We start from the raw sequence: 15,826 nt of genomic DNA on the forward strand, positions 1-15,826 counted from the left end.
CAACGCCCGGCCGTGGCGTGAGGCGGCGACGCCATTGCATGCCGTGACGGTGGTGCGGTCTTGAGAGTGTGTCCTGTCTCACCGGGCCAACTGTCCCATTGGGACACTTCAGGAGTACCGTCGAAGACATGAGCAGCAACCAGGGCCGCCGCACCCGCAAGGTCCGGGAGAGCCGGGACGCCATGGCGAACGCCGCCGTGGATCTGGTCCTCGCCCACGGCCTCGACCAGGTCACCGTCGAGACGATCAGTGAACGCGCCGACGTCTCGCGCCGCACCTTCTCGCGCTACTTCTCCGGCAAGGAGGACGCCGTGGTCGACGCGCTGCGCGCCGACTTCGCGCGGATCAACGCGGCGCTCGCCGGACGCCCCGCCGAGGAGAGTCCGCTCACGGCCTATTACCGGGCCCTGCGGACCTGGCTCGACGAGGAGCCGACCGCCTGGCACCGCCTGCCCCGCTCGGGTGACCTGCTGCGACTGCTCCACGAGGAGCCGTCGCTGCTGCCCGCCTATCTGCGGGTGCAGGACGAGGCCGAGACCGAGTCCGTGGCGATCGTCGCGCGCCGGCTCGGTCTGGACGCCGAGAACGACCTGCGCCCCGCGCTCGCCGTCTCGCTGGCGGTCGGGGCGTTCGGCACCGCCGTGCGGTTCTGGATCGCGCCCGGCGGGAAGCGCAGGCTGCCCCAGCTCATCGACGAGGCGTTCGCGGCGCTGGCCGCCGAGCCCGCACCCCATGCCACGACCACGGGCGCGGACTCCAAGACCTCCAAGACCACCACCACGAATACACCCACCACCACGTGAAACCAGGCACCACCATGAGCAACAACACCCCCAATGACGCCGTCAGCACCGCCGTCGGCACGGCCTCGCCCGCCATTGCGGAGTTCGCCGGAAAGACCGCCCTCGTCACCGGTGCCGCGTCCGGCATCGGCCTGGAGGTCGCGCGGCGGCTCGCCGAGGCGGGCGCGGCCGTCGTCGTCGCGGACTTCAACGAGCAGGGCGCGCAGGACGTCGCCCGGACACTCACCGAGGCCGGCGGCCGGGCCGCCGCCGTCCGCGTCGACGTCACCGACCCCGAATCGGTGCGCGAGGCCGTCGAGTTCACCGTCACGGCCTTCGGCGGCCTCCACCTGGCCGTCAACAACGCCGGCATCGCCGGGGCGTCCGCCCCGACCGGCGAGTACGCGGTCGACGACTGGCAGCGCGTGATCGACACCAACCTCAACGGCGTCTTCTACTCCCTCCGGTACGAGCTGCCGCAGCTCCTCGCCGCGGGCGGCGGCGCGGTCGTCAACATGTCATCGATCCTCGGCACCAACGGCTTCGCGGGTTCCCCCGCGTACTCCGCCGCCAAGCACGCGGTCGTCGGCCTGACCAAGACCGCCGCCGTGGAGTACGCGGCCCGCGGCGTGCGCGTCAACGCCGTCGCCCCCGGTTTCATCGACACCCCGCTGCTCAAGGGCGACGAGGCGCAGCGCGACGCGCTGATCGCTCTCCACCCGCAGGGGCGCCTGGGCACCGCCGACGAGGTCGCCGAGCTCACGCTGTTCCTGCTGTCGGACCGCGCCTCGTTCATCAACGGCAGCTACCACCTCGTCGACGGCGGCTACGCGGCGCGCTGACCCGGTCCCAGGACCGTCGGCGAGCTTCCCGTCGACGAACGAGGCAAAGGCAACAAGGAACACAGGAACACAGGAACAGAAGAGGCACCCAGATGTCAGGACAACGACAGCCCGCCGACCCGGCACGCGCACTTCCGGGCCTGCCCGCCCAGATGAAGGCCGTCCAGTACCGCAGGGCCGGCGCCGCCCCCGAGGTGGTCACCGTCCCGCGCCCCGCGCCGGGCCCCGGCCAGGTGCTCCTGAAGGTCACCGCCGCCGGTGTCTGCCACTCCGACATCGCGGTGATGAGCCAGCCGGTGGAGGCTCTCGGCTTCCCGCTGCCGCTCACCCTCGGCCACGAGGGGGCCGGTACCGTCGCCGCCCTGGGCGAGGGCGTCACCGGACTCGCGCTCGGCGACTCCATGGCCGTGTACGGGCCGTGGGGCTGCGGCGCCTGCCTGATGTGCGCGCAGGGCAAGGAGAACTACTGCACCCGCGCCGCCGAGCTGGGCATCCGCCCGCCCGGTCTCGGGGCTCCCGGCGCCATCGCCGAGTACCTCCTCGTCGACGATCCGCGCCACCTCGTCCCGCTCGGCGGCCTCGACCCGGTGACCGCCGTGCCGCTGACCGACGCGGGCCTCACCCCGTACCACGCGATCCGCACCTCGCTGCCCAAGCTGACCCCCGGCAGCACCGCCGTGGTCATCGGCACCGGCGGCCTCGGACACGTCGCCATCCAGCTGCTCCGTGCGCTGACGCCGGCGCGGGTGATCGCCCTCGACGTGACCGAGGAGAAGCTGCGCCTCGCCCGTGAGGTCGGCGCCCACGAGGCCGTCCTGTCCGACCCGGCCGCGGCGGACCGGGTCCGCGAGCTGACCGGCGGGCTCGGTGCCCAGGCGGTGTTCGACTTCGTCGGGGCGCCGCCCACCGCGGCGACGGCGATCGCGTGCGCCGCGGTGGAGTCGGACGTCAGCATCGTCGGCATCGGCGGCGGAGCCGTCGCCGTCGGCTTCGGCACCACCCCGTACGACGCCGCGGTCCGCTCCCCGTACTGGGGCAGCAGGGCCGAGCTGATCGAGGTCCTGGACCTGGCCAGGTCCGGGGTGCTCGACGTCCACGTGGAGACGTACGCGCTCGACGACGCGCCCCGGGCGTACGAGGACCTGCACGCGGGCCGTGTCCACGGCCGTGCGGTCATCCTGCCGAACGGCCGGTGACGCGCCCGCCCGTACGCGAGAAGTGACCCGTACGCGAGAAGTGACCCGCGGCCCAGCCCGCCCCTGGAACGGAAGACCGCCAGGTCAGGCGGCCGGGGCCGGGGTCAGCACCCTGATCCGGGTGATCCCGCTGATGTAGCGGGCCCCGCAGTAGTCGGTCGGGACGACCAACTGGGCGCCCAGCGCGTCCAGTTCGTGGCCGTCGAGCGCGGTGGCGAGCAGCACCGGCGCGTTGCCGAAGTCCTCGTCGATCTCCGCCCAGGAGAGGACCGTGGCGTGCCCGTCCTCGCCCGCCACCTCCAGGAGGAAGCGGGAGCGGTCCTTGCGGCGGGAGGCGTCGAAACCGGGGCCCGCCGCCGTGATCACATCCCGCAGCAGCGGACCGCGGAACGTGTGGCGGCGCGGTCCGCTGGTCGCGCACTCGAAGGTCACCTCCGTCTGCCGCGCGGGCCAGCCGAGGCGCAGATCGGCGACACTGAGCCGGACCGGACGGTCGACCGCGCCCACCACCATGAGGTCGCTCGTACGTGACACCGTGCTCATCCTCGGCCCCCCCTCGTCCGACGCCCCCGCGACGCGACTCCCGCCCCTCGAGGATGCCCACTGCGCCGACCGTCGAACATGGCAAATGTCAGCCGAGGTCGAGTGTTCGCCTCGCAAGTGCGTTTTTGGGTGCGCTGGAGGCGTCGGCGGCGTCCTCCGGCCTCGCGACTCCCGCTCCCTCCCCGCCGTTCAGCGCCAGCCACACCCGGTCCCTGGTCAGCGGGAGGCGCGTGAAGCGGTGGGCCGTCGCGTCGCGCAGGGCGTTGGCGAAGGCCGGGGCCACCGGGTTGAAGGGGCTCTCGCTCATCGACTTGGCGCCGAGCGGGCCGATGGCGTCCCGCGTCTCCATGAAGTGGACCTCCGTGCGCGGCACATCGGCGTACTGCGGCAGCCGGTAGCGGCGGAAGGCCGCCGTCGTGACCTCACCGCGGTCGTCGACGCGCACGTCCTCGAAGAGCGTGGCCCCGAGCGCCTGCGCCACGCCGCCCTCGACCTGGCCGCGGCACTGCATCGGGTTCATGGCCTTGCCCGCGTCGGCGGCGTGCACGCTGCGCAGGATGCGCATCTCGCCGGTGTCGGGGTCGACGGCCACCTTGAACCACTGGGCGTTGAAGGCGACCGACCGGGGACTGCCGCCCCAGTGCCCCTCGGCCGTGATCTCGCCGAGGGCGCCCGCCGCGTGGGCGGCCTCGTGGAGCTCCTTCAGCGGCACGACGCGTCCCGCGCAGTCGAACTCCGCGGCGCCGAGCACGCATTGGTGTGTCGCCGTGCAGGGCCGGCGCGCCCGGCGCCATCGCCGCCTCCCGGTCGATCACGTGGGGGAGTCGTTCGTACGTCACCGCGACGCGCCGGCAACCCTCCTCGGCGGCCTGCTCGCTGTCGGCCACCACGGCGGCCACGCGCTGCCCGACGTGGCGCACGACGCTGTCGAGGACCCGGGTGTCGTCGGGGTCCTCGGTGGGGTGCTCGTGGCGGGCGGACGAGTAGAGCACGTCGGGGGGCGTCCGCGTGCGTGAACACCGCCTGCACGCCCGGCACCCGGAGCGCCTCGCTCGTGGTGTCGATCGCGGCGATCCGGGCGTGCGGATGCGGTGAGCGGAGCAGCTTCATGTGCAGCAGCCCGGGCACCTCGACGTCGAAGATGTAGCGGGCGGTGCCGGTCACCACCTGCGGTCCGGCCGGCGCGCCGAGGCTCGCGCCCACGGCCCTTCCGGCGCAAGGGAGTTCGGTGTGCCGGGTGCCGCGGACGGCGTCCTCGATGGCGCGGTAGCCGGTGCAGCGGCACAGGTTCCCCTTGAAGGCGCGCGGCAGGTCGTCCAGCTTGCCGTCGTCGTGCTCCGTGCCGCGCTCGGCCTCCAGGGCCGCCGTGGTCATCAGGAAGCCGGCCGTGCAGAACCCGCACTGGAAGCCCTGGGCGTCGAGGAACTTCCGCTGCACCGGGTGGAGTTCGCCCGCTCTTGCGTCTGGAGGGCGAACCGGTCAGGTTCCTTTACTCCGGAGGCCGTGTCCCCTTCCCTCCCGTCAGGAGGACGGCTCGATCCCCCACGCCGCGGCCCGGGCGGCGGCCGCCGCCCGGTTGGGGAGGTCGAGCTTGGCGAGGATGTGCTCGATGTGCGTCCCCACGGTGCGCGGCGTGATGTACAGCCGCTGCGCGATCTCCCGGTTGGTGCGGCCGGCGGTCAGCTCGGCGAGGACCTGGAGCTCCCGCGGCGAGAGCCTGCCGTCGGGCGCGCCGCACGGCGCGGCGGTCCGGGTGTCGAGGGTCGCGGCGAGGGACTCGGTGAGCAGGGTGACCACGGCGCGCGCCGGGTCGGGCGCGCGCCGTGGCCGGCGCGTGCTGACGTTCAGCATGCCGACGTAGCGGCCGTCGGCGGCGAACAGGCACTGGGCCACCCCGTCCTCGATGCCGAGGGGAGCGAGCACGTCGCGGAACCCGGGGGAGGAGGCGAGCAGTTGTCCCGGGACGTCCCCGAGCCAGAGGCCGCCCCGCGCCGGGCCCCGGAGCACGGCGAACACCGGGTCGTCGTGGAGACGGGTCTCGATGTAGAGCGTGGCCTCGTCCGGGTAGGTCCCGGCCAGCGTGGTGTGGCACCGGCGCACCGGATCCCAGCGGGCCAGCGACGCGTGGTCGTACGCCACCACCTCCGCCAGCGCCGCCAGGACCGTGTCGACACCGGCCTTGCCGGTCGTGGCGCTGCCGGCCGCCTCGCGGACCTGGACGGCCGCGTCCAGGATGTCCGCCGTGCTCCGCTCCGCTGCCATCGCCCCAGAATGATCACTGACCGGGAACGCGTCAAACCCGGGGGATCCGGCTTCAGCCGGCGAGGGCGTCGTGCACGACCTGCCCGTCCATGACGGTGAGGACGACCGGCATCGTCGGGATGTCGTGCGGATCCGCGCCGAGCAGGTCCCCGTCGAGCACACACAGGTCGGCGACCTTGCCCGGCTCCAGCGAACCCTTCCAGTCCTCGGCGAAGTCCTGCCACGCGGCGTCGATCGTGTACGTACGGATCGCCTCGGCCCGCGTGATGCGCTGCTCAGGACCGCTCACCCGGCCCCCGGCCTTCGACTCGCGCAGCACCATGGTGGCGAGCCCCTGGCGCCAGTCCGGGTCCGTGACCGGGGCGTCGGACCCGCTCGCGACCCGTACGCCCGCGTCGAGGGCGTCGCGGTAGGGCCAGGCGTACGCCGCCCGTTCGGCGCCGACGAACTCCTCCTCCATGTCGGCGACGGTCCACTTGATGGTGGGGTTCATGTTGGCGCCGAGCCCGTGCGCCGCCAGTACCTTCATGCTGTGCGCGGTGAGGAAGTCGCCGTGGATGACGTAGTGCCGGGCGCCCGGCCGTGGGTGCTCGGCCAGGGCCGCGGCGAAGGCGTCCGCGACGGTGTCGCAGGCCCGGTCGCCGGTGACGTGCACGCCCACCTGGTGCCCGGCCGCATGCGCGTGCCGGATCATCGCGCCGATCTCGGCGGTCCGGTCGGCGTCGGTCTCGCCGCCGACGCACAGGGCTCCGCAGCCGCCGCCGACGTACGGCTCGTTCATCCAGGCCGTCTTGTTGGGGACGATGCCGTCGGCGAAGATCTTGACCCCGTGGACCGCGAGGCGGCGCGGGTCGGCCGGGCCCGCCGCGCCGCCACCGGCGAGGCCGCCGAGATCGTCGAGGGCGGTGAGCGTACGGGCGAACTCCTCGGCCGTGCCCGCCATCCCCGTGGGCAGGAGCAACACGCCGAGGCGGGCGGTGAGTTCGCCGTCGGCCAGCAGCTGCCGGTAGACGTCGAGGGTCTCGGCGCCCAGCGCGCCGCGCATGATGCCGTCCCCGCCGGGGCCGAGGCCGGGCTCGGTGTAGCTGGTGATGCCGAGCCGGGCGAGGGAGGCGAGCGTCGACCGGATCGCGGCGGTCCGCTCCTGCCGGCTCAGCGGCGGCAGCGCGTTCTGGACCAGGGCCTGCGCCCCCTCGTGGAGCAGCCCGGTCGGCTCACCGGCCGCGTCCACGACGACGGATCCGCCGGGCGGCGCGACGGTCTCCCGGTCGATCCCGATGAGCCGCTGCGCCGCGGAGTTGACCCAGGTCGCGTGCCCGGAGAAGGAGTAGAGGACGACGGGGTGGTCCGGGCTCACGGCGTCGAGGTCGTGCCGCGAGGGCTGCCGCGACGGATCGGCGGCGCACTCCGCGAGGTATCCGGTGTCCCAGCCGTGCCCCGTGACCCACTGCCCGCGCGGGACGCGGCCCACCGCCTCCCGCACCGCCCCGGCCACGTCCGCGATCGACGGGACGGCGGGGTGACCGAGGTCGAGGGAGAGCGGCGGCGACGCCATCCCGTAGGCGCAGCCGTGCAGATGGGAATCGTTGATGCCGGGCAGGAGCGTCGCGCCCCGCAGGTCGACGACGCGGGTGCCGGGCCCGATGAGCGGCGCGACCTCCTCCCGTCCGCCCACGGCGGTGATGACCCCGCCGGTCACCGCGAGGGCCGAGACGACGGAGAACTCCGCGTCGACCGTGACCACCTGACCGCCGACGAACACCAGATCCGCATACGAGTCCACAGGGGGGTCCTTTCGAGAGCCGGGCGGGACCGGGCACGGCCCGGCCGCCCGCGGAACGATCTTTCGAGGACTATGTCGCCGAGTCCGGCCCGCGCACATCGGTCATCTCACCGATACGGCCGCGCTCCCGGGCCGGACGGGTCGGGGGAGGGGCACGTCAGCTGTCGTCCTTGATCTTCTTCATGGTGAGGTGCGACTCCAGGCGCAGCACGGCGGGCAGCCCGCTGAGCTTGTCGGTGAGGAAGGCCTCGTAGGAGGCGTGGTCGGAGACGGCCACGCGCAGGAAGTAGTCGGGCCTGCCGTACATGCGCCGGAACTCGATGACCTCCTCGTACGAGGACACCGTCTTCTCGAACGCCGTGACCGTCTTGCGGTCCTGCGCGTAGATCTCCACGTCGATGAGGACCTCCAACTCACGGCCCAGCGCCACCGGGTCGACGACGGCCCGGTACCCGGCGATCACCCCCGCCTCCTCGAGCCGCTTGATCCTGCGCAGACAGGGAGGAGGGGTCAGCCCCACCCGCTTGGCCAACTCCACGTTCGACAACCGGCCGTCACGACGGAGGTGAAACAAAATTTCATGGTCCGTGGCATCGAGGCTGATTTCATTGCTCATATAGAGATCATAAGGTCACTATCGGCAACCAAATGAGGCGGCTTTCCCAATAAAATGTCGGCATGCGAATAAGCACCACCGCTGCCGCCGACGAGGCTGCCGCGTCCGACCCGGCTGCCGTCATCGAGGCCCGCCCGCGAAGTGAGGCCCGCGCGGCCCTCGGCGACTGCGCGTCGGTGGGCCTCGGCATGCTCCCGCTCGGCCTCGCCTTCGGCGCGCTCGTCATCCAGTCCGGGCTCGACTGGTGGTGGGCGGGACTGTCGTCCGCGCTCATCTACGGCGGCTCGTTCGAGTTCCTGCTGATCGGCATGGTCGCCGCCTTCGCGCCGCTGACCTCCGTCGCCGTGGCCGCGTTCCTGGTGAACGCCCGGCACGTCTTCTACGCCCTGTCCTTCCCCCTCCACCGCGTGCGGGGCCGGTTCGCCAAGACGTACAGCACCTTCGCGCTCACCGACGAGGCGTACGCCCTGACCGCCTCCGAGCAGGCCAGGACCCGCTCCGGCCGGCGCATCCTCTGGATGCAGTTCTTCATGCACCTGTACTGGGCGGGCAGCGCCACCGCCGGAGCATTGCTCGGCTCCCTGATCCCGGACGGCGTCACCGGCCTCGACTTCGCCCTGACCGCGCTGTTCACCGTCCTCGCCCTGGACGCCGTGCGCGACCTGCGCGGAGAGGTCCCCACGCCGCTGCTCGCGCTCGGCAGCGCCCTGGCCGCGCGGCTCCTCTTCCCCGGCGAGATGCTCCTCGCGGCCTTCGCCCTGTTCGCCGCGGGACTCCTGGCCCGCCACCTCGCCACCGCCAAGAGGCCCGCCCATGTCTGACACCGGCTACGCCGTCGCCGCCGTCCTCGTCTCCGCCGCCGTCACCTGGGCCCTGCGCGCCCTGCCGTTCGCCGCCCTCGCCCCGCTGCGCTCCAGCCCCACCGTGCGGTACCTCAGCACCCGTATGCCCGCGGGCGTCATGGTGATCCTGGTCGTCTACTGCCTGCGGGACACCCCCCTCACCCAGCCGCGCGCAGCGGCTCCGCTGGCCGCGCTCGCGGTCACCGCGGGACTGCATCTGTGGCGCGGGAACGCGCTGTTGAGCATCGTCGGCGGCACGACCGTGCACGTCGTCCTGGCCAGCACCGTCTTCACGCACTGACGTCCGGCTTGATTCACTGACACCCGAGTCGCGCCGTTTCCCCGGAGGTACGCACCCCTTGAACGCCAGCAGTCCGCACCCCGGCAGTAGTTCGCACACCGGCAGTCCGCACGCGGGCAGTTACTTCGAGCCCATGGACGAGAACCGCTACAAGCCCACCGCGCACGCGAGCGGCGCCTGGAGCACCGACGAGCAGCACTTCAGCCCGCTCGGCGGGCTCCTCGTGCACGCCATCGAGCGGGACCGCGCCGCGCGGCCGGACACCGGCCTGGTGATGTCCCGGATCAGCTTCGACATCCTCGGCCGGCTCGCCCTCGACGAGTGCGAGATCCGGGTGGAGACGCTCCGGCCCGGCCGCACCATCGAACTCGTCGAGGCCGTCGCCCTCATCGCCGGCCGTCCCGTCGTACGCGCCCGCGCCTGGCTGCTCGCCGCCGGCGACACCACCGCCGTGGCCGGCGGCGCCGCGGAACGGCTGCCGGCGCCCGGGACGCTCACGCCGTGGGCGATGGACGCGCTCTGGCCCGGCGGGTACATCGCGTCCGTGGACGTCCGCCCGGTGGGGCCGCCGCGGCCGGGCCGTACGACGGCGTGGATCTCCACGCCGCTGGACCTGGTCGCCGGGCAGAGCGCGGGTCCGCTCGCCTCCTATGTCGCGCTCGTCGACACCGCGAACGGCATCGCCGCTCGCGAGCGCCCGGACGCCTGGATCTTCCCCAACGTCGACCTCACGATCCACCTGCACCGCCGGCCCACGGGCCGGTGGACGGGACTCGACACCACCGTCACCTTCGGCCCCACCGGCCAGGGCATCACCAGCACCGTCCTGCACGACGTGGCGGGCCCGGTGGGGTACGCCCAGCAGATCCTCACCGTCCGGCCGGTGACCCCGGACCGGTCCTAGGCAGGGGGCCCGCGGTCATTCGTCGGCGGTGTCCTGAAGGACGTCGCAGGTGTTCTGGAACTCCTCCATCAGCCGGGTGGCCTCGACGACGAGGACGCCGTACGGGCGGGAGGCGTTGGCCAGCGGCAGCTCCTGGTCGCGGGCCGCGCTCAGCACCTTCTGCAGGGCGTCCTGCGCGGTGGTGGCCAGTTGGCACATCTCCTTGGCCTGCTCGCTCAGGGTGTCGCTGTCGAGCTCCGCGATGACGTGGGCGATGTCGCGCAGCTTGCCGGCGAAGTCCGCGTACGCCTCCAGGACGGGGGCGTAGGAGTAGGTGTCCTCCGTCTCCCGCCAGCGGCCGAGGCTGCGGGTGAGCGAGGCCAGCTGGTAGACCGCGCGCTCCATGGCCTCCACGGACTGGCGGTAGCGGTTGAAGGTGAGATAGCCGCGGTGCTTGGGCAGCAGCCTGCGGGGGTTGAAGGGCAGGCTGTTCTCCGCCGTGCTCAGACCGGCGCGGGCCTGCCCGACCGCGCTCTGGGCACGTTCACCCGCCACCCGCCACTGCTCGGCGCGCTCGGCGTCGACGTCACCGCTGCACAGGCCGTCGGCCATGTCGTCGAGCAGGGACTCCATCTCGGAGGCCAGGACCTGCAGGCCCTGTTCGGCGCTGCGGTAGCGCAGCGGGGGCGCGATGCACAGGTTCACGATCAGGCCGATGCCGCAGCCGATGGCGACGAGCAGGATGATCTGCCCGAGCTGCAGGGCCCGGTCGGCGTTGGTGGTGGCGGACGCGTAGGTGGAGAACGCGAAGAAGGCGGCCGTGGCGATCTGGGAACGCTGTTCCCCGAGCGCCGACCACTGGCCGAGCGCCAGCGCGATGACGGCCACCACGACGAACGCGAACAGGTCGGGGCCGGCCGTGAAACCGATCGCCGACTGCACCGCCACCCCGAGGACGACCGCGGCGATGTACCGCAGGGTCTGCCACACGGAGCGGTGGATGGTCACGTTCATCGTCAGCACCGCGGAGAACGGCGCGAACGCGGGCGACTTCGCGTTCAGCACATCGTGCGCGACCCACCAGGACAGCGTCGCCGCCAGCACACTCTTGACCACCAGAAGGACCATGTGGCGCTCATGCCCGGACGAGCTCCACGCCCGGCCCACCCATGCCCAACCGCTCCGTACCCGATTCACCACGTGCTTCGACTGCCCTCTCCGTGCCCGGCCCCGTGAGTCGACGACCGGAACCAAACAGGTAACCACAACAAACCGGTTGAAACAGTGAGAAGGCGGAGGTGACCGGGGTCGGAGTCGCGGGGCCGGGTGTCGGCACGGCGCTGCCCCCGTGCCACTGGGCACGGGGGCAGCGATCAGCCTTCGCGGGGTGGGGCGACTAGTCGGTGGTCAGCAGGCCGGCGCGGAGCTTGCCCACGACGCGGGAGATGAGCCGCGAGACGTGCATCTGCGAGCAGCCGAGGACATCGGCGATCTGCTGCTGGGTCTGCTCCTCGACGAAGCGGAGGTGGATCAGGGTCCGGTCCCGGTCGTCGAGTTCCGCGATGAGCGGGGCGAGGGAGTGGAAGTTCTCGACGAGTTCGAAGGACTCCTCGTCGACGCCGATGAAGTCGGCCAGCATCGTGTCGGAATCGTCGTCCGCGCTGTTGACCGCGGCGTCCAGCGAGACGGCGTTGTAGCCGTTGGACGCCTTCATCGCCTCCGTGACCTCGGCGGGCTGCAGCTGCATGAGCTCCGCGAGCTCGGCCGTGGACGGCATGCGCCCGAGGCGGGTGCGCAGCTCCTCGGTGGCCTTGGAGAGCTCGATACGGGCTTCCTGCAGGCGCCGCGGCACATGCACGGCCCAGGAGGTGTCGCGGAAGAACCGCTTGATCTCGCCGGTGATGTACGGGACGGCGAACGACGTGAACTCGACCTCACGGGTCAGTTCGAACCGGTCGATCGCCTTGATCAGGCCGATGGTGCCGACCTGGACTATGTCTTCCATCTCCTGCGGGCCCCGGTGCTTGAACCGGGAGGCCGCGTACTGCACGAGTGAGAGGTTCATCTCGATCAGGCAGTTGCGAACGTACTGATACTCGTGCGTGCCTTCCTCGAGGTGGGTCAGGCGGTCGAACAACCGCTTGCCGACCTCTCGCGCGTCCTTGGGCGCGATGGAGGAAGGGTCCGTGTACGCGCGCTCGACGAGATCTTCCCCGGCCCTGGTGGTCTGGGCCTGTTCCCGCGCCGTCACGGTGATCATTGAGTCCCGCCCTTTCGATTCGAGCTTGGCTGATGTTCCCCGTTGGGCGGCGGTTACCCGCGAAACAGTCGGGCACACCCATCAATTTCGAACGCGATCGAGAATGTTTGCCGCGCGGCTGAGCGGCCACACGATCGGACAGCACATGATGTCGATGCCGAGGAGCGTGAGCGGACCATGACCGCCAACGAGAAGGCGAAGGCCAAGTTCGAGCAGGCCACCGGTGCCGCCGCGGCGGCGGCCGGTCGGGCCGTGGGCAACGAGAGCCTCACCGCCAAGGGCCGTGCGCAGCAGATGAAGGGCGACGCGCGCCAGGCGAAGGAGAAGACCAAGGACATCGGCAAGCACTGACCGCGAGAGCGTGCGACGCCGTTGGGGCGGCCCCTTGAAGGGGCCGCCCCAACGGCTTTGCCGGGTAGGAGGAAGGCGGTCCGCAGGCCTCACGAAGGCCACGGGAAGGCCGCACGGAGACATCACGAAGGCAGGCCACCCGTGGCGGGCTCGGTGGCGAAGCGGCTCATCGTTTCGAGCGTGGCCTCCGGGGTCTGGGGCCGCCCGTCGGACAGCGAGTCCCGCAGCTCCCGGAAGTACTGCACGTACAGGTCCGGCGTGAAGGTGCTGAGCATCACGGCCGGTCGGTCGGTCACGTTGGCGAACGTGTGCGGGGCGCCGGCCGGAACCATCACGAGCGTGCCCTGCGAGGCGTCGTGCTCCGTCGTGCCGACCGTGAACCGCACGGAACCGGCGATGACGTAGAAGCCCTCGTCGTGCTGGGCGTGCCGGTGCTGGGGCGGCCCCGGCGTGTGCGGCGCGATCACGGACTCGGCGATCCCGAGCCGGTGCCCGGTGTTGCCGCCGTCCTCGAGGACGCGCATGAGCGTGGTGCCCAGGACGATCCGCTCTCCGTCGTCCGGACCGACGACGGAGACGGCGGGGTGGGTCGCGTCACCGTCGGCCGCGGTGTGCGGGGGCGTGGCGGGGGCGTCGGAACCGGGTGTGTGCGTCATGTCCACGATTCCACCGCGCGGGTCCCGCGCCCGTCCAAGACCGGTTCCGGCACCTCGATACCGCCTCGGTATCGTGGCGGCATGGAGCTCCGTGCGCTGCACTACTTCGTGGCAGTCGCCGAGGAACTGCACTTCGGCCGGGCCGCCACCCGGCTGCACATGAGCCAGCCGCCGCTGAGCCGGGCGATCAAACGGCTGGAGACCGAGCTCGGAGCCACGCTGTTCGACCGCTCGTCCGCCGGGGTCGCGCTCACCGCCGCGGGCGCCGTCCTGCTGGGCGAGGCGCGCGACCTTCTCGACCGCGCGGACCGGGCCCGGGTACGGGTGAGCGCTGCCGCCGGCACCGCGACCCTCACCGTCGGTCTCCTCGCCGGGGGAGCCGACCGGCAGGCGGCCCGGCTGGCCGACGCCTACCGCCGGCGGCACCCGGACGTCGAGGTACGGATCCGCGAGACCGACCTGGCCGATCCCACATGCGGGCTGCACGCCGGGTCGGTCGACGTCTGCCTGACCCGCGGCCCGTTCGACGAGACCGGGCTGACCGTGCGCCCGCTGCGCGCCGACCCGGTGGGGGCGCTGCTGCGCGCCGACGACCCGCTCGCCCACCGCGCCAGCCTGACGCTGGCCGACCTGTCCGACCGCCGGTGGTTCGTCTTCCCGGAGGGTACGGATCCGCGCTGGCAGTCGTACTGGAGCGGTGGACAGCTGCGCACGGGGCCGGTGGTGCGCGCGGTCCAGGAGTGCCGGCAGGCCGTCCGGTGGAACGGCACCGTCGGCATCACGCTGCTGGACGACGAACCGGCCGAGGGCCTCACGGTGGTGCCGCTGACCGACATGGAGCCGAGCCGCGCGGTGGTGGCGTGGCCCGCGGGCGACAGCAACCCACTGGTCCGCTCGTTCGTCCGCACGGCGCTCACGACGTACCGGACCTGACGATTCCGCACGCGGTCCGGGACGGTCCAGGGGCGCGCCGCGCCGACGAGCGACCTCGACGTGGCCGTCCTCCTGCCCGACACGGACACCAGCCGACGCGAAGTGATCCGCCACGAAGGCCGGTTGCCGGAACTGTTCCTCAACACCCCGGCGGACATACCGGAGTTCTCACGACCAGGGACTGCCCCCTGTGGAGGCCACGCACCTGCTCACCGCGTACCACCACGCCTGGACCGGCATCGGCAAGTGGCTGCCCCGCCGGCTGCTGAGCGCGGACCCGGTGCGCGGGCGGCCCTGCTGGACGGCCACCGGGCCGTCGCCGTACACGCCGACCCCGCCCCGCTGGCTGCCACCGCCGGGCAGGTGCTCGACCTGTACGGGGGGCCGCTGCGGGAGGGGTACGCGCAGCCCTGGTACCCCCTGACCGGGTGACGTGCCGTCCCGGGTGACGCGGACCCCGTGTGACGCGCGGGACGCGGGGGTACCCGCTGCGCACGAGTGCCCGGTCGCCGGTTCACCCGTCGGATCCGTCCAGTGTGTGGCGTGCCGTGGACTGCGTGAACCTGTGAAGGGGGATCCTCGCAGGCCGAGGGAGCCCCCGCGGCCGGTCGCGACCCGGGAGAGCCGGGCCGGCGCCTGCCGACACCGGCACATTTCGGGCAGGTGAGCGAGCTGGTCAAGCGGGACATGACCAGCTCTGCCGTGACCTGCGGCGACGACGAGGAGGAGCATGTGAAAGCGGTACGCGCCTACGCGGAGGCCGGCTTCGACGAGGTGTACGTCCACCGGATCGGACCCGACCGGCGAGGCTTCTTCGACTCCCACCGGAGCAGCATTCTGCCCCGGCCGCGGAGCGGCTCGTGAGCGGGCGGCGCGCCGGACGCGCGGCGCTGTTCGACGTCGACGGGACGCTCGTCGACACCAACCACCTGCACGTGACGACCTGGTGGGAGGCGTTCCGCCAGGCCGGCCACCGGGTCCCCACGCACGCCATCCACCGGTCCATCGGCCTCGGCTCCACCGACCTCATCGAGCACCTGCTCGGCGAGGACCGGGACACGGACCAGGACGAGCGGATCAGCTCCGCCCACAAGGCGCTGTACGGCGCCTACTCCGACCGGCTCGCGCCGCTCGACGGCGCGCACGACCTGCTGCACGCCCTTGCGGACCGGGGCTGGCGCAACGTCCTCGCCACCTCCGCGGGCGGCCGGGAGCTCCAGGCGCTGCGCCGCGCGATCGACGCGGACGAGGTGATCGTGGGGACGGCGAGCGCGGACGACGTGGCCGACGGCAAGCCGGCGCCCGACCCGGTCCACCGGGCGCTGGAGCTGGCCGAGGTGGCCGCCGACGACGCGGTGTTCGTCGGGGACACGGTCTGGGACATGCAGGCCGCGGTGCGCGCCGGGGTCCGCCCCGTCGCCCTGCTGTCCGGCGGCATCCCGCGGGCGGACCTGGAGGAGGCGGGCGCGGAGGCGGTCTACCGGGACCCGGCCGACCTGCTCGCGCGGCTCGACGACAGCGTCTTCGGCCGGCTGGAGGACCGCTGACCGAGGGGGCGGACCGTGTCCGCGAGGCC

General features: G+C 72.5%; 18 protein-coding genes and 1 pseudogene. 11 read left to right on the forward strand and 8 right to left on the reverse strand.

What is annotated here, in order from left to right; all coding sequences use genetic code 11:
* Window positions 1-128 precede the first annotated feature (128 nt).
* The 3 genes from ACZ6B8_RS22095 (at window position 129) to ACZ6B8_RS22105 (ending at window position 2,820) form a co-directional block, all read left to right on the forward strand.
* Complete coding sequence (locus ACZ6B8_RS22095; RefSeq protein WP_471608262.1) at window positions 129-803, forward strand: acyl-CoA-like ligand-binding transcription factor; 675 nt, start codon at window positions 129-131, stop codon at window positions 801-803.
* 14 nt (window positions 804-817) lie between these two features.
* Window positions 818-1,624, forward strand: a complete 807-nt coding sequence (locus ACZ6B8_RS22100) for an SDR family NAD(P)-dependent oxidoreductase (protein ID WP_471608263.1) — start codon at window positions 818-820, stop codon at window positions 1,622-1,624.
* Window positions 1,625-1,776: 152 nt separating this feature from the next.
* Window positions 1,777-2,820 carry an NAD(P)-dependent alcohol dehydrogenase gene (locus tag ACZ6B8_RS22105; protein WP_471608596.1) on the forward strand — a complete coding sequence of 348 codons (1,044 nt, stop codon included), beginning with the start codon at window positions 1,777-1,779 and terminating at the stop codon, window positions 2,818-2,820.
* Window positions 2,821-2,904: 84 nt separating this feature from the next.
* Here the strand turns inward: ACZ6B8_RS22105 and ACZ6B8_RS22110 are convergent, their stop codons facing one another.
* The 5 genes and pseudogenes from ACZ6B8_RS22110 to ACZ6B8_RS22130 form a co-directional block, all read right to left on the reverse strand.
* Entirely contained in the window at window positions 2,905-3,363 is a 459-nt protein-coding gene (locus ACZ6B8_RS22110; RefSeq protein WP_471608264.1) for a molybdopterin-dependent oxidoreductase, read from the reverse strand.
* 343 nt (window positions 3,364-3,706) lie between these two features.
* Window positions 3,707-4,815 (reverse strand): annotated as a pseudogene (locus ACZ6B8_RS22115) ((2Fe-2S)-binding protein); the annotation flags it as partial.
* A gap of 69 nt (window positions 4,816-4,884) precedes the next feature.
* Window positions 4,885-5,625, reverse strand: a complete 741-nt coding sequence (locus ACZ6B8_RS22120; protein WP_471608265.1) for a helix-turn-helix transcriptional regulator — start codon at window positions 5,623-5,625, stop codon at window positions 4,885-4,887.
* A gap of 52 nt (window positions 5,626-5,677) precedes the next feature.
* On the reverse strand, window positions 5,678-7,408 hold the full coding sequence (locus ACZ6B8_RS22125) for an amidohydrolase (protein ID WP_471608266.1): 1,731 nt from the start codon (window positions 7,406-7,408) through the stop codon (window positions 5,678-5,680).
* 157 nt (window positions 7,409-7,565) lie between these two features.
* On the reverse strand, window positions 7,566-8,024 hold the full coding sequence (locus ACZ6B8_RS22130) for an Lrp/AsnC family transcriptional regulator (RefSeq protein ID WP_471082281.1): 459 nt from the start codon (window positions 8,022-8,024) through the stop codon (window positions 7,566-7,568).
* A gap of 62 nt (window positions 8,025-8,086) precedes the next feature.
* Here ACZ6B8_RS22130 and ACZ6B8_RS22135 point away from each other — a divergent pair, with 62 nt between their 5' ends.
* The 3 genes from ACZ6B8_RS22135 (at window position 8,087) to ACZ6B8_RS22145 (ending at window position 10,071) form a co-directional block, all read left to right on the forward strand.
* On the forward strand, window positions 8,087-8,845 hold the full coding sequence (locus ACZ6B8_RS22135; RefSeq protein WP_471082278.1) for an AzlC family ABC transporter permease: 759 nt from the start codon (window positions 8,087-8,089) through the stop codon (window positions 8,843-8,845).
* Window positions 8,838-9,167: a branched-chain amino acid transporter permease gene (locus ACZ6B8_RS22140; RefSeq protein ID WP_471608267.1), complete on the forward strand. Its 330-nt coding sequence runs from the start codon at window positions 8,838-8,840 to the stop codon at window positions 9,165-9,167. The genes ACZ6B8_RS22135 and ACZ6B8_RS22140 overlap by 8 nt, the downstream gene beginning before the upstream one ends.
* Window positions 9,168-9,300: 133 nt before the next feature.
* Window positions 9,301-10,071 carry a thioesterase family protein gene (locus tag ACZ6B8_RS22145; RefSeq protein ID WP_471608597.1) on the forward strand — a complete coding sequence of 257 codons (771 nt, stop codon included), beginning with the start codon at window positions 9,301-9,303 and terminating at the stop codon, window positions 10,069-10,071.
* Window positions 10,072-10,086: 15 nt separating this feature from the next.
* Here the strand turns inward: ACZ6B8_RS22145 and ACZ6B8_RS22150 are convergent, their stop codons facing one another.
* Both ACZ6B8_RS22150 and ACZ6B8_RS22155 read right to left on the reverse strand, forming a co-directional pair.
* Window positions 10,087-11,178, reverse strand: a complete 1,092-nt coding sequence (locus ACZ6B8_RS22150) for an FUSC family protein (RefSeq protein ID WP_471082272.1) — start codon at window positions 11,176-11,178, stop codon at window positions 10,087-10,089.
* Between the two features lie 268 nt (window positions 11,179-11,446).
* Window positions 11,447-12,310: a SigB/SigF/SigG family RNA polymerase sigma factor gene (locus ACZ6B8_RS22155; protein ID WP_471608268.1), complete on the reverse strand. Its 864-nt coding sequence runs from the start codon at window positions 12,308-12,310 to the stop codon at window positions 11,447-11,449.
* A gap of 177 nt (window positions 12,311-12,487) precedes the next feature.
* Between ACZ6B8_RS22155 and ACZ6B8_RS22160 the strand changes: the two genes are divergently transcribed.
* Complete coding sequence (locus ACZ6B8_RS22160) at window positions 12,488-12,661, forward strand: CsbD family protein (RefSeq protein ID WP_471082267.1); 174 nt, start codon at window positions 12,488-12,490, stop codon at window positions 12,659-12,661.
* Window positions 12,662-12,783: 122 nt separating this feature from the next.
* On the opposite strand, the gene ACZ6B8_RS22165 is transcribed toward ACZ6B8_RS22160, so the two are convergent.
* Window positions 12,784-13,317 (reverse strand): cupin domain-containing protein, encoded by a 534-nt coding sequence (locus tag ACZ6B8_RS22165; RefSeq protein WP_471082264.1) that lies wholly within the window; start codon window positions 13,315-13,317, stop codon window positions 12,784-12,786.
* 81 nt (window positions 13,318-13,398) lie between these two features.
* Here ACZ6B8_RS22165 and ACZ6B8_RS22170 point away from each other — a divergent pair, with 81 nt between their 5' ends.
* The 4 genes from ACZ6B8_RS22170 (at window position 13,399) to ACZ6B8_RS22185 (ending at window position 15,797) form a co-directional block, all read left to right on the forward strand.
* A complete protein-coding gene (locus ACZ6B8_RS22170) occupies window positions 13,399-14,250 on the forward strand; it encodes a LysR family transcriptional regulator (protein WP_471608269.1) in 852 nt (283 codons plus the stop codon).
* Window positions 14,251-14,496: 246 nt separating this feature from the next.
* Window positions 14,497-14,682 (forward strand): hypothetical protein, encoded by a 186-nt coding sequence (locus ACZ6B8_RS22175; protein ID WP_471608270.1) that lies wholly within the window; start codon window positions 14,497-14,499, stop codon window positions 14,680-14,682.
* 231 nt (window positions 14,683-14,913) lie between these two features.
* Window positions 14,914-15,114: a hypothetical protein gene (locus ACZ6B8_RS22180; RefSeq protein WP_471608271.1), complete on the forward strand. Its 201-nt coding sequence runs from the start codon at window positions 14,914-14,916 to the stop codon at window positions 15,112-15,114.
* Complete coding sequence (locus ACZ6B8_RS22185) at window positions 15,111-15,797, forward strand: HAD family hydrolase (protein ID WP_471082252.1); 687 nt, start codon at window positions 15,111-15,113, stop codon at window positions 15,795-15,797. The genes ACZ6B8_RS22180 and ACZ6B8_RS22185 overlap by 4 nt, the downstream gene beginning before the upstream one ends.
* Window positions 15,798-15,826 lie beyond the last annotated feature (29 nt).

The sequence above is a fragment of the Streptomyces sp. NPDC041122 genome, assembly GCF_055592445.1.